General features: G+C 70.6%; 18 protein-coding genes. 11 read left to right on the forward strand and 7 right to left on the reverse strand.

What is annotated here, in order from left to right:
- Positions 1-2 precede the first annotated feature (2 nt).
- Together QE374_RS07955 and QE374_RS07960 are read right to left on the reverse strand one after the other, a co-directional pair.
- Positions 3-713, reverse strand: a complete 711-nt coding sequence (locus QE374_RS07955; RefSeq protein ID WP_309733751.1) for an ABC transporter ATP-binding protein — start codon at positions 711-713, stop codon at positions 3-5.
- Positions 700-1,482 carry an ABC transporter ATP-binding protein gene (locus QE374_RS07960; RefSeq protein ID WP_137418706.1) on the reverse strand — a complete coding sequence of 261 codons (783 nt, stop codon included), beginning with the start codon at positions 1,480-1,482 and terminating at the stop codon, positions 700-702. The genes QE374_RS07955 and QE374_RS07960 overlap by 14 nt, the downstream gene beginning before the upstream one ends.
- A gap of 234 nt (positions 1,483-1,716) precedes the next feature.
- Here QE374_RS07960 and QE374_RS07965 point away from each other — a divergent pair, with 234 nt between their 5' ends.
- From QE374_RS07965 to QE374_RS07995, 7 genes are all read left to right on the forward strand, one after another.
- Positions 1,717-3,081, forward strand: coding sequence for an aminomethyl transferase family protein (locus QE374_RS07965; protein ID WP_309733754.1), 1,365 nt, complete (start codon positions 1,717-1,719; stop codon positions 3,079-3,081).
- Positions 3,082-3,204: 123 nt separating this feature from the next.
- Positions 3,205-4,086, forward strand: coding sequence for an IclR family transcriptional regulator (locus tag QE374_RS07970; RefSeq protein WP_309733756.1), 882 nt, complete (start codon positions 3,205-3,207; stop codon positions 4,084-4,086).
- Entirely contained in the window at positions 4,083-4,856 is a 774-nt protein-coding gene (locus QE374_RS07975) for a DUF1932 domain-containing protein (protein ID WP_309733758.1), read from the forward strand. The genes QE374_RS07970 and QE374_RS07975 overlap by 4 nt, the downstream gene beginning before the upstream one ends.
- 58 nt (positions 4,857-4,914) lie before the next feature.
- Positions 4,915-5,436, forward strand: a complete 522-nt coding sequence (locus QE374_RS07980; RefSeq protein WP_309733760.1) for a helix-turn-helix domain-containing protein — start codon at positions 4,915-4,917, stop codon at positions 5,434-5,436.
- A complete protein-coding gene (locus QE374_RS07985) occupies positions 5,433-6,050 on the forward strand; it encodes an MFS transporter (protein ID WP_309733762.1) in 618 nt (205 codons plus the stop codon). The genes QE374_RS07980 and QE374_RS07985 overlap by 4 nt, the downstream gene beginning before the upstream one ends.
- A 73-nt stretch (positions 6,051-6,123) precedes the next feature.
- A complete protein-coding gene (locus tag QE374_RS07990; protein ID WP_309733765.1) occupies positions 6,124-6,684 on the forward strand; it encodes a hypothetical protein in 561 nt (186 codons plus the stop codon).
- Between the two features lie 21 nt (positions 6,685-6,705).
- Complete coding sequence (locus tag QE374_RS07995; RefSeq protein WP_309733767.1) at positions 6,706-7,302, forward strand: YdcF family protein; 597 nt, start codon at positions 6,706-6,708, stop codon at positions 7,300-7,302.
- 140 nt (positions 7,303-7,442) lie between these two features.
- Here QE374_RS07995 and QE374_RS08000 read toward each other — a convergent pair whose 3' ends face one another.
- The 5 genes from QE374_RS08000 to QE374_RS08020 are packed head-to-tail and all read right to left on the reverse strand — an operon-like array spanning position 7,443 to position 12,276.
- A complete protein-coding gene (locus tag QE374_RS08000; protein ID WP_309733769.1) occupies positions 7,443-8,237 on the reverse strand; it encodes a MerR family transcriptional regulator in 795 nt (264 codons plus the stop codon).
- Positions 8,230-8,757, reverse strand: coding sequence for a VOC family protein (locus QE374_RS08005; RefSeq protein WP_309733772.1), 528 nt, complete (start codon positions 8,755-8,757; stop codon positions 8,230-8,232). The genes QE374_RS08000 and QE374_RS08005 overlap by 8 nt, the downstream gene beginning before the upstream one ends.
- A 33-nt stretch (positions 8,758-8,790) precedes the next feature.
- Complete coding sequence (locus tag QE374_RS08010) at positions 8,791-10,104, reverse strand: MFS transporter (protein ID WP_309733775.1); 1,314 nt, start codon at positions 10,102-10,104, stop codon at positions 8,791-8,793.
- A 38-nt stretch (positions 10,105-10,142) separates the two neighbouring features.
- Positions 10,143-11,774: an AMP-binding protein gene (locus QE374_RS08015; protein ID WP_309733777.1), complete on the reverse strand. Its 1,632-nt coding sequence runs from the start codon at positions 11,772-11,774 to the stop codon at positions 10,143-10,145.
- A 37-nt stretch (positions 11,775-11,811) separates the two neighbouring features.
- A complete protein-coding gene (locus QE374_RS08020) occupies positions 11,812-12,276 on the reverse strand; it encodes a MaoC family dehydratase (RefSeq protein ID WP_309733778.1) in 465 nt (154 codons plus the stop codon).
- A gap of 119 nt (positions 12,277-12,395) precedes the next feature.
- Between QE374_RS08020 and QE374_RS08025 the strand changes: the two genes are divergently transcribed.
- From QE374_RS08025 to QE374_RS08040, 4 genes are all read left to right on the forward strand, one after another.
- The gene (locus QE374_RS08025; protein WP_309733780.1) at positions 12,396-13,028 is read left to right on the forward strand and encodes a Type 1 glutamine amidotransferase-like domain-containing protein; all 633 of its coding nucleotides are present in this window, start codon (positions 12,396-12,398) and stop codon (positions 13,026-13,028) included.
- A gap of 66 nt (positions 13,029-13,094) precedes the next feature.
- Complete coding sequence (locus QE374_RS08030) at positions 13,095-13,538, forward strand: MarR family transcriptional regulator (RefSeq protein WP_309733781.1); 444 nt, start codon at positions 13,095-13,097, stop codon at positions 13,536-13,538.
- 255 nt (positions 13,539-13,793) lie between these two features.
- Positions 13,794-15,425 (forward strand): FAD-dependent oxidoreductase, encoded by a 1,632-nt coding sequence (locus QE374_RS08035; RefSeq protein WP_309733782.1) that lies wholly within the window; start codon positions 13,794-13,796, stop codon positions 15,423-15,425.
- A gap of 27 nt (positions 15,426-15,452) precedes the next feature.
- Positions 15,453-15,764, forward strand: a complete 312-nt coding sequence (locus QE374_RS08040; RefSeq protein WP_309733783.1) for a metal-sensitive transcriptional regulator — start codon at positions 15,453-15,455, stop codon at positions 15,762-15,764.
- The last annotated feature ends 382 nt before the right edge of the window (positions 15,765-16,146 follow it).

Consider the following 16,146-nt stretch of genomic DNA (forward strand, 5'->3'; position numbering starts at 1 on the left):
TCTCAACCTCCCAGGTAGGCGCGGCGGATCTCGTCCATGCCCTTGAGCTCGGCCGACGTGCCGGTGAGCACGTTCCGGCCGGTCTCGAGCACGGTGGCGGTGTCGACGAGCCGGAAGGCGAGCGTCGCGTTCTGCTCGACCACGAGCATCGCGATGCCCGACTCCCGGCGGAGCCTCGCGATGGCGTCGTAGACCGTGCGCGCGGTGCTCGGGGCGAGGCCGAGAGACGCCTCATCGAGCAGGAGCAGGCGCGGACGCGCCATGAAGGCGCGGGCGACGGCGAGCATCTGCTGCTCGCCGCCGGACAGCGCCGAGGCGTGCGAACGGTAGCGCTCCTTGAGGTTGGGGAACAGTTCGAGGCAGTAGTCGATGTCGCCCTGGATCGCCTTGTGGTCGCGCCGCTGGTACGCACCGACCCGCAGGTTCTCGCGCACCGTCAGGGCTCCGAGGGTGCCGCGCCCCTCGGGCACGTGCGCGATGCCGATCGACGCGACCTTCTCGGGCCGCATCCCGCGGATGTCGCGCCCGTCGAAGCGGATGGTGCCGGTCGTGCGCACCATCCCGCTGATCGCGCGGAGCGTGGTCGTCTTGCCCGCACCGTTCGCCCCGAGGATGCCGACGGCCCCCTCCTCGGGCACGCTCAGCGACACTCCGTCGAGCACCTGCACCGGACCGTACGACGCGGTCACGTCGACGAGTTCAAGCAGCGTCATCGGCGGCCTCCTTGCCGATGTAGGCCTCGATCACCCGAGGATCGCTCTGCGCCTCGGCGGCCGAGCCTTCCATCAGCTTTCGGCCGTGATCGAGCACGACCACGCGGTCGGTCAGGGCCGCGATGAGCCCCATGTGGTGCTCGACGATCACGACGGTGATGTCGTCCTCGTCGCGGATGGCACGGACGGTCGCGATGAGTTGCTCGACCTCGGAGTGCGGCAGCCCGGCCGCCGGCTCGTCCAGCAGGAGCAGCTTCGGGTGCGACATGAGCGCGCGGCACAGCTCGATCGCCTTGTGGAGTCCGTGCGAGAGCTCGTCGGCGTGGCGGTTCGCCGCCCACCCGAGCCCGGAGCGCTCCAGCAGCCGCAGCGCCTCGGTGCGCATCTCCCGCTCCGAGCGCCACGTGCGCGGCGTGCGGATGGCCCATTCGCCGGGACCTCCCGGAAGGCGCGTGTGCGCGCCCAACATGACGTTCTCGAGAACGGATGCGTGCAGTTGCAGCGCCGGATGCTGGAAGGTGCGGGCGAGCCCGCGCCGCGCGAGATGCGCCGGGGTCTGCCCGGATGCCTCGTCGCCGTCGATCGTGATGGAGCCCGAACTCGGTCGGTAGTGCCCGCTGATGCAGTTGAACAGCGAGGTCTTCCCGGCACCGTTGGGCCCGACGAGGCCGAAGATCTGCCCGGGCTCCACATCGAAGCCGACGTCGTGCAGCACCGTGATCCCGCCGAACCGCAGGTTCACATCCTTGAGGGTGAGTCGAGCCGCCATGGCCGCCTTTCCGTGTCGTCGCGTCATTGCGAGACCGGGGGTTCGCCCCGTTCCTGGGACGGTACGGAGTCCCCCCAAGATTGTCAACGATTTTGGCGTCGATTCCGGGGCACGTTCTGATCACACTCTCTCCCGGACGGCGAGCGGCGCCGCACAGAATTCACATGAACGGAAATTCTTCCCACCACCGATCGCGCCCGACGCATGCTCGCCTCGACGAAAGGAAGGTCGACGATGACATCCGAATCCCTCGCCGCGGCGATCGAACGCACCGGAAGCCCGCTCGAGCTGCTGCGCAACCAGAACTGGCCGGCGTTCACGTTCCCGGTCGCCCCCGAGTTCACGAACTGGCGCGATGAGCAGCGCGCCTGGAACACCACGGTCGCGCTCATGGACCAGTCGCATCACATGACGCAGCTGTTCCTCGGCGGCAGCGACCTCATCGAGGTGCTCTCCTCCATCTCACCCAACACCTTCGCCACGTTCCGCCCGGGCGTGGCCAAACAGCTCATCAGCGTGAACGAGTCCGGCTACCTCGTCGGAGACGGCATCCTGTTCTACAACGAAGACGCACCCGAGGGGCTCGTGCTCATCGGCCACCACATCCTCATCGACTGGGTGCGCTTCACCCTCGAGAAGGCCGCGGCCGAGGGCAAGGATGTGCATCAGCGTCTGGAGCCGAACTCGCACATGCGGCAGGGCCCGCCCACCTTCTACCGCTACGAGCTACAGGGGCCCGAGGCCGACCGCGTCATGGAGAAGCTGTTCGGCGGCCCGGCACCCGACATCAAGTTCTTCCACATCGGCGACGTCACCATCGGCGGCCGCGCGGTGAAGGCGCTGCGTCACGGCATGGCCGGACAGCCTGGCTTCGAGTTCTTCGGCCCGTGGGCGGACAACGAGCACGTGCTACAGACGATTCTGGAGGCCGGCGAGGAGTTCGGCATCCGCCGCGTCGGCGCGAAGGCCTACTCGGCCACACCGCTCGAGTCCGGCTGGGTGCCCACGCCCTTCCCCGCCGTCTTCGACGACGACATGGCCGAATACCGGTCGTGGCTGCCCGCCGAGCGGATCGGCTCGGTGGCGGGCTCGCTCACCTCCGACGACGTGCGCGACTTCTATCTCACGCCGTACGACATCGGACTCGGCCGCTCGGTGCGCTTCGACCACGACTTCCACGGCCGTGCGGCGCTGGAGCGGCACGCGGAGAACCCGCGCCGGCGCAAGGTCACCCTGCTCTGGAACGCGGACGATGTCGCCGCCGTCGTGCGCTCGCAGCTCGAGCCCGGCACGCCCGCGAAGTTCCTCGACTTCCCCAAGGCGCGCTACGGGCTGTACCAGATGGACGAGGTGCGCCGCGCCGGCGAGCGCGTCGGCATCTCGACGGATGCGGGCTACATCGCCTACGACCAGCTGTACATGTCGCTCGCGACCCTCGACGCCGACATCCCCGACGGCGACGAGGTCGAGATCGTGTGGGGTGAGGATCCGATCTCCGCGAAGGACTCGGTCGATCAGAACCACCGCCAGGTGATCGTGCGAGCGACGGTCGCTCCGGCTCCGTACCACGAGTGGGCGCGCACGGTCTATCGCGCCTGAGCGCGCGGCGTCACTCTGCCCCGTTTGGGGCAGAGATCGTGCCCCAAACCCACCCGGCACCCGCTGTACCCCGCGTCGAGGCGCTCGGCGCGGGGTAGGGTCCCGGTAGCGGGAGGAGTCGCGATGGCGCGGGGATCGGCCGGCGAATCGGCACTGCATCGGCATCTGAGAGTGCTCGACGCCTTCGACGCCCTGCATCCGTTCCTCACCCTGGGCGAGATCGCCGCAACCGCCCGCATCCCGGTGTCCACGGCGCACCGGCTGGTCGCGGAGCTGACACAGGAGGGTCTGCTCGAGCGGCTGCCGGATCGCACCTACCGCCTCGGCGTTCGGCTGTGGGAGTACGCCTCACGCACCCCCGGTGCGCTCGGGCTCCGCGAGGTCGCGCGTCCGTGGCTCGCCGCGGCGCACGCCCGCATCCGTCAGCACGTGCAGCTGGGAGTGCGCGCCGAGCTCGACGTGCTGTTCATCGAGCGGATGTCGGCGCCGGATGCGGTCGTCAACGCGACGCTCATCGGCGGCCGCATCCCGCTGCATGCCTCCTCGAACGGCCTCGTGCTGCTCGCGCACGCGCCCGCCGGCGTCGTGGACGAGGTGCTGCGCAGCCCGATGCGCGCGTACACACCGTTCACGATCACGGACCCGCGGGCGCTCCGCGCCGAGCTCGCCCGCGTCCGCTCCGAAGGTTTCGCCGTGGCGTCCGGCCACATCCATCTCGAGTCGCGGGGCATGGCCGTGCCGGTGCGCGGGCCCGAAGGCGAGGTGTACGCCGCTCTCGGAGCCGTCGTGCCGAACGACGGCTCGTCGGCCGCGGCCGTTCTCGAGACCCTGCGCGTGGCGTCGGCCGGGATCACCCGTGCGCTGCGCGCCCTGTACGGTTCCGGCCTCGACGACGCGGCCGTCGTCCACGGTCCGCGTCCGGATGCGGGTGTCTCGGCGAAGTCCTGGGCGTACATCGCCGACCTCGCCGGGCGCGCGGACGCGGCCCCGAAGGTCCGCACGTGACGCGCATCGCCGTCATCGGGCTCGGTGAGGCGGGGCGCCGCTATGCCGTGGACCTCTCCCGGGCGGGCGCGGAGGTACGCGGCTACGATCCGGACCCGCGCGCGGACGATCCCACCGTTCCCCGCGTCGGCACCCTGGCCGAAGCGGTGACCGCCGCCGAGGCGACCATCAGTCTTGTCGGAGCGCACGCCGCCGTATCCGTAGCCGAGCAGGTCGTGCCGCTGCTGGACGCGGGCGCCCTGTACGCCGACTTCAACACGGCGGCGCCGGGGGTGAAGTCCGCGGTCGGGGAGATCGCGACGCGCGCCGGCGTGCACGTCGCGGATGTGGCCGTGCTCGCGCCGGTCACACGCGCCGGCGCCGGCACTCCGCTGCTCGCGAGCGGTCCGGGCGCGGACCTCCTCGCCGGGCTGCTGCGACCGCTCGGCGTTCCGGTCGACACGATCGATGCCCCCGTGGGAGCTGCCGCGCGGCTGAAGATCGTGCGGAGCGTCTTCATGAAGGGCCTCGCGACCCTCCTGATCGAGACGCTCACGGCCGCTGAGGCGGCGGATGCGGCGGACTGGATGCGCGGTCAGCTCACCGCTGAGCTGGGGCCCGACGCCCCCGATCTCGTCGAGCGTCTGATCACGGGCACCCACACACATCGAACCCGCCGCGAGCAGGAGGTGCGCGATGCGCTGGACCTGCTGGGCGAGCTGGGCGCCCCCGACGACATGACCCGAGGGACGCTCGCCTGGTTCGAGCGACTCGGACGCGAGTCCGCCTGATCGACGACCCCCAAAGAGGCATTTGACGGTAGGGCGGCCGCTGGCGACGATTGTCGTCGTGTCCGACCTCGATTCGCTGCGCGCGACAGCGCACCCCATCCGTCTCCGGCTGCTGTCGCTGACCACGGGCGCCGCGATGAGCGCCGCCGAGGCCGCGCGAGATCTGGGTGTCTCGCAGGCGAGCGCCAGTTACCACTTCCGCGTTCTCGAGCGCGCGGGTCTGGTGCGGGTCGTCGAGGTGATCAAGGTGCGCGGCGGCGAGGCCAAGCGCTACCGCCATGAGTCATCCGCGCAGCCGTTCGACGTCGACGCACCTCACGAGCGGCTCCCCTTGGAGGACCGACAGCTGTACGTCGAGGCTCTGGTCGACGAGCTGCGCAGGCGCAGCTCCCTGCGCATCGACGGCCCCGCGCTGTCGACGGATGCCGAGCTCTGGATCGCGCCGGAGCTCTGGCGGCGGGTGGTGCACCACATCGGCCAGGCGACCACGGTCCTCCACGCGGGCGCCCAGAGACCCCGCACTCCCGGAACGGTTCCGGTCTCGATGACGCTGTCCATGTTCCCCCTGCGCAAACCGTGACCACCGGCACGGTCAGCGCACGCGGCGTCCTCCGGCACGCCGCGTTCCGGTGGCTGCTCGCCGGACGCACGGTGGGCATCGTCGGCAACGCGGTCGCGCCCATCGCGCTCGCCTTCGCCGTGCTCGATCTCACGGGCTCTCCCGCCGACCTCGGCCTCGTCGTGGCCTCCCGCTCGGTGGCGAACGTCGCCGTGCTGCTGTTCGGCGGCATCCTCGCCGACCGTCTGCCGCGCAGCGTTGTGCTCGTCTCGACGGCGCTCGCGGCGGCCGCGACACAAGCGACGATCGCCGCGCTCGTGCTGACCGGATCGGCGACCGTCGCCCTGCTGGTGATCCTGAGCGTGGTCAACGGCGCCGTCGCGGCGGTCAGCCTGCCGACGACAGCCGCGATGGTTCCCGACACCGTTCCGGCCGCGGCGCTACGCCCCGCGAACGCCGTGATCCGGCTCAGCCTGAACGGGGGCACGATCGTCGGCGCCTCCGCGGGCGCAGCGGTCATCGCCGTGGTGGGAGCGGGGTGGGGCCTGGTGATCGATGCGGCGGCGTTCGCACTGGCGGCCGCCTGCTTCGCGCGGATCTCGCTTCCCCGCGCGACGACCCCGGGCCGCGGATGAGCGGTTCTCGGTCCTGACGGACCTCCGCCAGGGATGGGTCGAGTTCTCGAGCCGGCGCTGGGTCTGGACGATCGTGGCGCAGTTCGCCGTTCTCAACGCCGCCTTCGTGGGCGCCACGACCGTACTCGGGCCGGTGATCGCGGACGCATCGTTCGGACGCGCAGCCTGGGGTCTCGTCATCGCCGCGCAGACGGCGGGACTGGCGATCGGCGCCGTCGTAGCCCTGCGCTGGCGCCCGCGCCACGCGGTGGGGATCGGCGTGGGGCTCATGGCCGTGACGGCGATTCCCGTCGCGGCATTGGGAGTACTGCCCGCGCTTCCCGTGCTCATCGCGGGTTTCCTGCTGGGCGGCGTCGCGATCGAGCTGTTCGCGATCGCATGGGATCACGCGCTGCAGACGCACATCCCCCGAGCCGCACTGTCGCGCGTGTACTCGTGGGACATGCTCGGATCCTTCATCGCCATCCCGTTGGGCGAGATCCTCGTGGGCCCGCTCGCCGACCGCTTCGGCACGACCCCGGTCCTGCTCGGTTGCGCCGCGGTCATCCTCATGGCCACCGGCGCGGCCGTCGCCACGAGGAGCGTCCGCACCGTGCAGACGGGCGACCTCCCGCACGAGGACGCGACGGCGTGATCCGGCTCCTATCCTGAACACGTGCGTCCGCTCCGCTTCGCCCTGGCCGCCGCGACGGTCGCAGCGGTGACGGTGCTCGCCTTCGGCGAGGTGACCCACTGGCGTGCGAGCCGGCGACGCCTCGGCTCGCCATCCGCGCGGGGCACGGAAGCCATCGTGGTTCTGGGCTACGGCAACCGCGGACCGCGGGCCAACCGTGAGAACCGCTACCGCGTGCGGGCGGGGATCCGCTCAATCGACCCGACGATGACCCGCAGCATCCTGGTGTTCTGCGGCGGAACGGTGGAAGGCCCCATCCCCGAGGCGGAGATCATGGATGCGTACGCCCGCGACGAGCTCGGCTACCGCGGCCCCTCCGTGCTGGAGCCGACCAGCAGGTCGACGTGGCAGAACGTCGAGAACGCGATCCCCCTGATCGAGTCCGCCGACGTCATCAAGATCGTGTCGAACTCGATCCACGCGGAGCTTGCCCGCGGATACCTGTGGATGCAGCGACCCGACCTCGCCGCACGACTCGCCCGCGGGGCGGACTACCGCTTCGGCGAGATCGTCTTCGTGAAGCCGGTCGCCGCCGTGCTCGGCCACAAGAAGCTCCGCCGCCTCCGCCTGCTCGACTGAGCCCCCTCAGCTCCCGCGAGAATGCATTTCCCTCACGAGATCACGGGTAAACACAGTGATCTCGTCGCGAAAATGCAGTCTCGCGGGAGGCGAGCAGGGAGGCGCGGATGTAGGGAGTGAGCGGCGCATCACGGCGCGGGTCACTCCCAGGTGGCGGTGTCGGGGTCGAGACCCTCGCCGCGGGCACGGGCATCGATCGCACGGCGCAGCCACGTGGCGAGGCCCGGTCGCACAGCGTCGTAGTGCGCGGTGAAGGCGGGATCCGCTTCATACATGCGGCCCAGGCAGACCTGCATGCTGCGCGTGAGCGGGAAGTACTGCGAGAAGACCTCGCGGTGACGGTCGACGAGCGCGTTCGCACGCTCGCTGCCCGGCTCGGCGTCTGCATCCATCGCGGCCGCCAGCTCCGCGTCCAGCGCGCTGACGGTCTGCGCGATGCGCGTCCAGTCCGCCGCATCCCGCTTCGCCGAGCGTTCCGCGTACTGCTGCCACTGGCCGGTGTCGCCGTACCGCTCGCGCGCCTGCAGCGGCCACCGCGGATCCCACTCGGGGCCGAACGCCTCCACCTGCTCGCGCACCGTGAGCGTGAGGCCGTTCTCGTATGCGTCGATCATCCGCTCGACATCCTCGCCGCGACGCCGCAGCTCCTCGATGCGCTCACCCAGCCGGGCCCGTTGCGTGCGGAGCACGTCGGCCGCCTCGAGCGCCGAGCCGTCGAGGATGATGCGGATGTGGTCGAGTCCGATCCCGAGCTCGCGGTAGACGACGATGCGGTGCAGCCGCTCCATGTCGGCGCCCGCGTACCGGCGATAACCGCTGTCCTCGCGGACGGAAGGCCTGGCGAGCTCGATCTCGTCCCAGTGATGCAGGGTGCGCACCGTGACACCGAGCCGGCGAGCCGCCTGCCCGACGCTGAGGTCGCTCCCGTCAGACATGCTCACCATTGTCGTCTTCCTCGACGCCGATACCGGCGGCGCGCAGAGCGGCCGTCGCTTCGCTCGACGGATCGAACGGCTTGGCCGCGGTGAACACGACCCGAGCGTTCTCGGGCGTCAGCACCTCGACGTCGCGGGTGTTCCATGCGGTGTCGCGCGGGCCGGTCATCGCTTCCGCATCCACGGCGCGCACCGCATCCGCGATGTCGTCGATCTGGCCCAGCACACAGGCGAAGCTGACGCTCATCGCCGGCGGCGCCTGCGCCGCGGATGCCGCCGGCACCAGCAGCACGTCCTGGAACGCCCACCGGCGCAGGTGCACGAGCTGCCCCGGGATCGCGAAGAGCTCGAAGAAGCCCAGCCCGCGGGTCCAGAAGTCGACGGATGCGGCGAGATCCGCCGAGGGGATCGTGACGAACATGGGCATGCCGTAGATGCCGCGGAACAGTTCCGGGGCGACGGCGTCCGGCCCGGGCGGGGGCACGGGACTGATGTCGAAGGCGTGGGAGAAGTCGCTCATGGGACCACCATGCGCCCTCACGCCGCGTGAGGGTCAAGCAGCGTCGTCCACGGGCGGGCGGAACCTCCCCCACGCGATCGTGCAGACGGCCATCAGCAGGGAGGCGCCCACGACGTACAGGGCGACGGGTGTCGTCGAGCCCGTCGCCGCCAGAAGCGAGGTCGCGATGAGCGGCGCGATGCCGCCGCCGACGATCGCGCCGAACTGATACGCCATGCTCACGCCCGAGTAACGGAGTCGGCTCGGGAAGGTGCGCGTGAGGATCGGCGGCACGACCGCCCAGGCGAACGACGTCGACGCGTGCGCGAGGATCGTGCCGACTGCGGCGAGCCAGATCTCTCCGGTGTTGAACAGGAGGAAGAAGACGATCGCCGTCGCGGCCATGAGGATGCCGCCCAGCACTCCCATCGGCACGAGTCCCCGACGATCGGCGATCCGCGCGAGCAGGGGGATCATGACGATCTGCAGCACGCAGCACGCGATCCCGATCCACAGCAGCGCGCTCTGGCCGTAGCCCAACTGGGCGGTGCCATAGCTCAGCGCCCACGTGAGCACGAGGTAGGAGAGGATCGAGGGCACTCCCGCGATCACGATCGTCACGATCAGCTGCGGGGTGAACCGGGCGAAGACCTCCATGAAGGGCACGCGGGCGGGCGCGTTCTTCACGGCCGACTCGAAGAGGGGGCTCTCGCCGAGCCGGCGCCTGGTCCACAGACCGACGACGACGAGCACGACGCTGATGACGAAGCCGATCCGCCATCCCCACGCCTGGAAAGCCGGCCCCGTGAGCGCGAGCAGCACGATCAGCATGAGGTTCGCGAGCATGAGTCCCGCCGGTAGGCCGATCATCGGGGCCGCCCCGTACAGCGCCCGCCGCTGCGGCGGCGCGTACTCGATCGCCATGGTCACGGCGCCTCCCCATTCGGCGCCGACACCGAGCCCCTGAGCGAGACGCAGCACGACGAGGAGGATGGGGGCGGCGATGCCGATTGCCTCGAAGTTGGGCACGAGGCCGATCAGGACCGTGGCCCCGCCCATCACGAAGAGGGAGAGCACCAGCATCCGCTTACGTCCGATGCGATCCCCGAAGTGTCCGGCGAGGATCCCGCCCAGCGGTCGGGCGACGAAGCCGAAGGCGAAGGTCACGAAGGCGCCGAGCTGGCTCGCGGCAGGATCGTCCGACGGGAAGAACTGCGGACCGAACACCAGTGCGGCACAGGCGGCGTAGAGGAAGAAGTCGTACCACTCGATGGTGGTGCCGAGGAAGGTCGCGCCGATCACCCGCCGCGACTCACGGGCCATTCCCGGGTCGACGGCGGCCGGGGCGGCCGAGTCGTTCTGTGTCATGAGCGGTCCTCCTTGACCGTCGCGGATGGATAGGGACGTCAGTGCACGATGCGCATGGTGCCGGTCGGAGCATCGACGCCGCCGACCAGCGCCTGCAGCCCGGCCTTGAGCCGCGGCAGGTCGACCTTGCCGTGGGGGCTGCGCTCGAGGGTGTCGCGGATCACGAGGTGCCGCGGCTTCTTGTACCCGGCGAGGCGGGCGTCCAGATGCGTGCGCAGGGCGTCGCCGTCGATCACCGCCCCGTCGGCGGGAACGACGACGGCAGTCACCACTTCGCCGTAGCGCGGGTCCGGCATCCCGAACACGACGGCGTCGCCGATGGCGGGGAAGGCGAGCAGGGCCTCCTCCACCTCCGCGGGGTAGACCTTCTCGCCGCCGGTGTTCACGACGGAGCTTCCCCGGCCGAGCAGTTCGACGGTCCCGTCACCGTGTGCGAGAGCCCAGTCGCCGGGCATGACGTGGCGCACACCGTCGATGACCGGGAAGGTCGCTCGCGTCTTCTCCTCGTCGCGGAAGTAACCCTTCGGCAGCGTGCCGCGGAACGCCAGGATGCCGCGTCCACCGTCGAGGTGCTGCACCTGCTGCAGGTCCTCATCGAGCACGACCGCGCCGGGCAGCAGGCGCAGCTCGCCCGGAAGGTCGTCGGCGGATGCGGTGACGTTGACGGCGTAAGGGCCGCCCTCCGTCGAGGCGAGCAGATCGGTGATGACGATGTCGCCACTCTCGTGGAACCGGCGTTTCACCTGGGTGCTGAAGCGCATTCCGGAGCTGATGATGGAACGGACCTCGCCGAAGCCCGAGACGCCCGCACGTTCGAGCGCGTCGACGAGCGGCAGCCCGATGGCGTCGCCGGCGATGATGAGGCGCGTAGCCCGTTCGTCGAGGGCGAAGCGCACCGCGGCGTCGGCGTCGAACCGCGCCGACGGCAGGATGAGCACCGTGCCGCCGAGCACGAGGGTGTTCATCGATGTGAACAGCGCTGTGCCGTGCAGGAACGGCGCGAGCGGAAGCGTGCGGGTGACCGGCGGGTCGGCGGCGACGGCGACGACCTCGGCCATGGAAGCCGGCACCTCGAGCCCCGCCGTGCCGTAGATGGAGTAGAGCTGCACCGAGAGGATGTCCTCGGCGGCCCAGACCACGGCCTTGGGCTTGCCCGTCGTGCCGCCGGTGTACAGGCGGAGCTCCGCCCCATCCGGCGGTGTCGGGAGAAGCTCGTGCGGCGCGGCGACCGCATCCGTCCACGTCGTGCCGGCCGCGGGCACGGGACTCGGTCCGTCGTCGATCACGATGAGCTGCGGCGCATGCTCCCACCCCTCGAGCGCATCGTGCACGACATCCGCGAGCGACGTGGGGTACACGAGCACCCTCGCGCCGGAGTCCTCGAGCAGCGCGCGCACCTCGACCGCGCGATACCGGTAGTTCAAGGGGACGGGCGCGATCGCGCTGGCGAAGCAGGCGAAGAGGGTCACGAGGTACTCGGGACGGTTGTAGAGGAGGATCGCGACCGAGTCGCCCGGACGGAGCCCGGCCTGCGCGAGGTGGCCCGAGAGCGCGCCGGCGTCGCGCGCGAATCGCTCGTAGGTCATCGTCCCGGTAGGCGTGACGATCGCTGGCCGGTCGCCGAATGCGCGCGCGACCTCTTGCCACACGTCGCTGTAGTGGCCTCTCATCCGAACCCCTTCGTCCGATGTCTCCCGCAGCGGCGCGTCAGCGGTAGTAGCGCAGCACCAGCTCCGCCACGCATGCGGGCTTCGCCGCATCCTCGACCTCGAAGGTCACGGGCACCTCGATCTGCACGCCGCCGGCGACCTCGCTCGCGGTGCGCACCTCACCCGAGACGCGGATGCGGCTGCCGACCGGCACGGGAGCGGGAAAGCGCACGCGGTTGAGCCCGTAGTTGATGCCCATGCCCGCATCTTCGACCTCGAAGACCTCTGCCATGAGCGGCACGACGAGGCTCAGCGTGAGCAGGCCGTGCGCGATGCGCGTGCCGAACGGGGTCGCCGCAGCGACCTCGGCGTCGAGATGGATGGGGTTGTCGTCGCCGGTCACGCGCGCGAAGAGGTCGACCTCATCCTGCGTGATCTGCCGCCATGACGACGGCCCGAACGTCCGTCCGGCGGAACCGGCGAGATCGGCCATGGTGAGCGAGAGTCGGGTGGATTCGGCCACGGTGTCCTCCTTGCGCATCGTCGCGCGTATTTCAGGATGCCTGAAACAGTAGAGGGTGCGTGGATATCCGTCAACACGCGAGCGCCGTGGGCGTCGGAGGCGCCGCGTAGCGTCGAGGCATGAGACTTCTCCTGTTGTCCTGGCAATCCGGGGCTCTCGCCCCCTTCCTGGCCGACGCGAGCGGAGATCCGGGTCGCAGGCTCACGATCGGTTACGTAGCGGATGCGCAAGCAGGCTTGGCGGGCGCACCCTTCGTGGCGGCGGAGCGCGCGCGAGTCTCGACCCTGGGCCATGAGCTGCGGGAGATCATCGCGCGCGATACGGAGCCGGATCAGCTGCATGCGGCACTCGGCGCGCTCGATGCGCTGTACGTCGCCAGCGGGAGCACGTTCGCTCTGCTCGAGGCACTCAAGACGACGGGCAACGACGCCGTGATCGTCGACCACGTGCGGGCCGGTCTCCCGTACATCGGGACGAGTGCCGGGTCGATCATCGCGGGTCCCGATGTCGCTCCCGCGTCACTCATGGACGACCCGGCCGACGGCCCGCTGCTGCGCGATACGCGGGGCCTCGCGCTCATCGACACGACCGTCGTTCCCCATGCCGACGGGCTGCTCCCGCCGTACCCGCCGGAACTGATCGACCGCATCCTCCACACCTATGGCGGCGACTACCGCCTGCAAGCGTTGCGCGACGACCAGGCGCTCCTCGTCGATGCGCTGGGCACGCGCATCGTCGCGTCGGGCGAGTGAGCGGGACGCGGGCTGCGAGAATCCCGCCTCGGGTGCGCTAGCGTGATCGCCGCGGAGGAGGCCCGGATGTCGGCACAGCGAGGCAGTCTCGTCTACACGGTCAAGCAGCTTGAGCTCGCGCTGCGTCCCCGGTTCCTCGCCGCGTGTGCGGCGGCCGGCATGACGGGCGCGCAGTACACGGCGCTCACCGTGCTGCGTCGCCGCCCCGGCATCAGCAGTTCCGAGCTCGCCCGCCGGTCCTTCGTGCGCGCGCAGACGATGGCCGGCATCATCGACCCGCTCGTCGCCGAGGGTTTCGTGCGCCGAGAGAGCGACCCGGCGCACGGCAGGCGCATCCTCCTGCATCTCACGGATGCGGGCGCCGCCGCCCTCGCCTCCCTCGATCCGCAGATCGCGGTGGTCGAGGAACTCATGCTCGCCGACTTCGACGACACCGAGCGCGAGACGCTGGCCGAGCTCCTGCGGCGCGCCCGCCGATCGCTCGACGAACAGGGCCACCGCCCCGCGTGAGTTCGTGCTCCCTAGCGGCGGAAGAGGCGCCCGAAGAGCCCGCCCTCGGAGGGCTGCGTCTGATGTCCCTCGCAGCGGTCACGCTTGGGCACTCCCCGCATCACCTCGTCGATGTGCTGTCCGCATCCCGCCCACGTCGCCTTGCCGCACGTGCGGCACGCCACCTGTCGACACATCTGTCCTGCTCCGTTTCCTCTCGGCACCGCTTGTGCGGTCGCTTGCTTGCACAATACCCCCGGGGGTATATTTGCACACATGACGACGATCATCATCGGCGGCGTCGCCGCGGGCATGAGTGCGGCGACGAGACTCCGTCGGCTCGACGAGGCGCGGCAGATCACCGTGTACGAACGCGGTGCGCATGTGTCGTTCGCGAACTGCGGGCTGCCGTATCACGTCGGCGGCGTGATCCCGGATCGCGCGTCGCTGTTGCTGCAGACGCCCCAGTCGCTGGCGAGCAGGTTCGCCCTCGACGTGCACGTGCGCCACGAGGTGGTCGACATCGACACGGCGGCCCAGACGGTGACGGTGCGTGACCTCGAATCGGATGCGGAGCGCGTCGAGCATTACGACGAGCTCGTCATCGCGACCGGGGCCACGGCCGCCCCGGGGCCGTCCGCCGAGCAGGTGCCTACGCACACGCTGCGCAGCGTCGAAGACGTGGACCGGGTTCTCGAGGTGCTCGACGCCGCCGGAGCGTCGCCGCGCGTCGTGGTCGTGGGCGCCGGGTTCATCGGTCTCGAAGCGGTCGAGAACCTCCTCGCCCGCGGCGCGCAGGTGACGCTCGTGACCCGGGGCACGCAGGTGCTCTCGCCGCTCGACGTCGAGATGGCCGCGCCCATCCTGGCTCTCCTTCGGGACGCGGGTGTCGATGTGCGGCTCGGAGTGACCGTCACGGGGGCGGAGCCGGGGCGCGTTCACCTGAGCGACGGCAGCGCGGTCGAGGCGGTCCTGGTGATCGAGGCGAGCGGCGTGCGCCCCGACCGACGCCTCGCGGATGCTGCCGGCATCCGCCTCGGGCCGACCGGCGGGATCGCGGTCGACGCGCGCCACCGCACCTCGGCACCCAAGGTGTGGGCAGTGGGCGACGGCGTTGAGAAGCGCGGCGGCCTGGACGGCGCACCCACGCTCGTGACGATGGCGGGCCTCGCCAACCGGCACGGCCGGGCCGCAGCCGACGACATCGCCGGGACCGAACCGGACGATGCAGCACCCGCCCTCGGCACCGCGATCCTCGGGCTGCTGGGCACCACGGTCGCCCTCGTCGGCTGGAACGAACGGCGGCTTCGGGATGCGGGGCGCCCGCACCGCGTCGTCCACACGCATCCGGCGTCGCACGCGACGTACTACCCGGGTGCGCAGCCGATGGCGATGAAACTGCTCGTCGACCCGGTGACCGACCACATCCTCGGGGCGCAGATCGTCGGCGGCGAGGGCGTCGACAAGCGCATCGACATCATCGCGGTCGCGATGGCAGCGGGCCTGAGCGCGACCGCCCTATCGCAGCTGGAACTCGCCTATGCGCCGCAGTACGGTTCCGCGAAGGATCCGATCAACATGCTCGGCTACGTCGCGGAGAACACTGCTTCCGGCGCCACGCGCACGCTGCAGTGGCACGAACTCGACACCGCGCTCGACCACGGCGCGATGCTGGTCGACGTGCGCACACCGACCGAGCACGCCGCGGGCGCGATCCCCGGCGCGATCAACCTGCCGCTCGACGAGATCCGCGCCAGGCACCGTGAGCTCGGCGACCGTCCGATCGTCGTGCACTGCCAGGTGGGCCAGCGCGGACATACCGCCGCGCGACTGCTCACGCAGCTCGGCCACGACGTCCGCAACCTCGACGGTGGGTATCGCACCTGGGCCGCCGGGACCGCTGCCTGACCCACCATCCGTCACCGAGGAGACACCATGGACACCTCCAACCGCTCCCTGCACGACGCCGAGGCCGTCAAGAAGGCGGCGAACAGACTCAAGCGCGCGCAGGGCCAGCTGGCCGCGGTTATCGCCGCCGTCGAGAACGGTGGCGACTGCCGCGACGTCATCACCCAGCTCGCTGCGGTCAGCAGCGCGATCGACCGCGCCGGGTTCGCGATCATCTCGACCGCCATGCGCGAGTGCCTCACCGACGCCCCGGCCGACCGGGACGCGGCGGATGGGGATGCCGCCGACAACCGGCTCACGGTGGAGGAGCTCGAGAAGCTGTTCCTCACCCTCGCCTAGGGTGCCTCAGCCGCCCGGGCACTCGCACGGGCTGCCGCTGTAGCAGCGGCGAGGCCTTCCGTGTCTCAGTTGTTCACGCATAGCGGGCGGTTCACGAGCACATGTGAGACACGCAGGCGGGGCGAACAGGCGAAAGCGGCACACCGCGCGGGCCGCTCCCCTCCCCCCGACATGCGACGCAGGAGCCCCCGCTATGTTTGGCCCATGCGGCTTCGCTCACTCTCGGCTCCCGGCGTGATTCTCTTGGCCTGCGTCGCGTTGGCGGGGTGCGCATCTAGCGCGGACGCCGCAGACCCAGGCGCGGATCCGGCTCCCATCGCAACGAGCGAGTCCCCGACGCCCTCGGCAGGCGAGGCGGCAGCTCTCGCGCAAGCCCAAGCAT

This window comes from Microbacterium sp. SORGH_AS_0428, from assembly GCF_031453615.1.
Classification (GTDB): domain Bacteria; phylum Actinomycetota; class Actinomycetes; order Actinomycetales; family Microbacteriaceae; genus Microbacterium.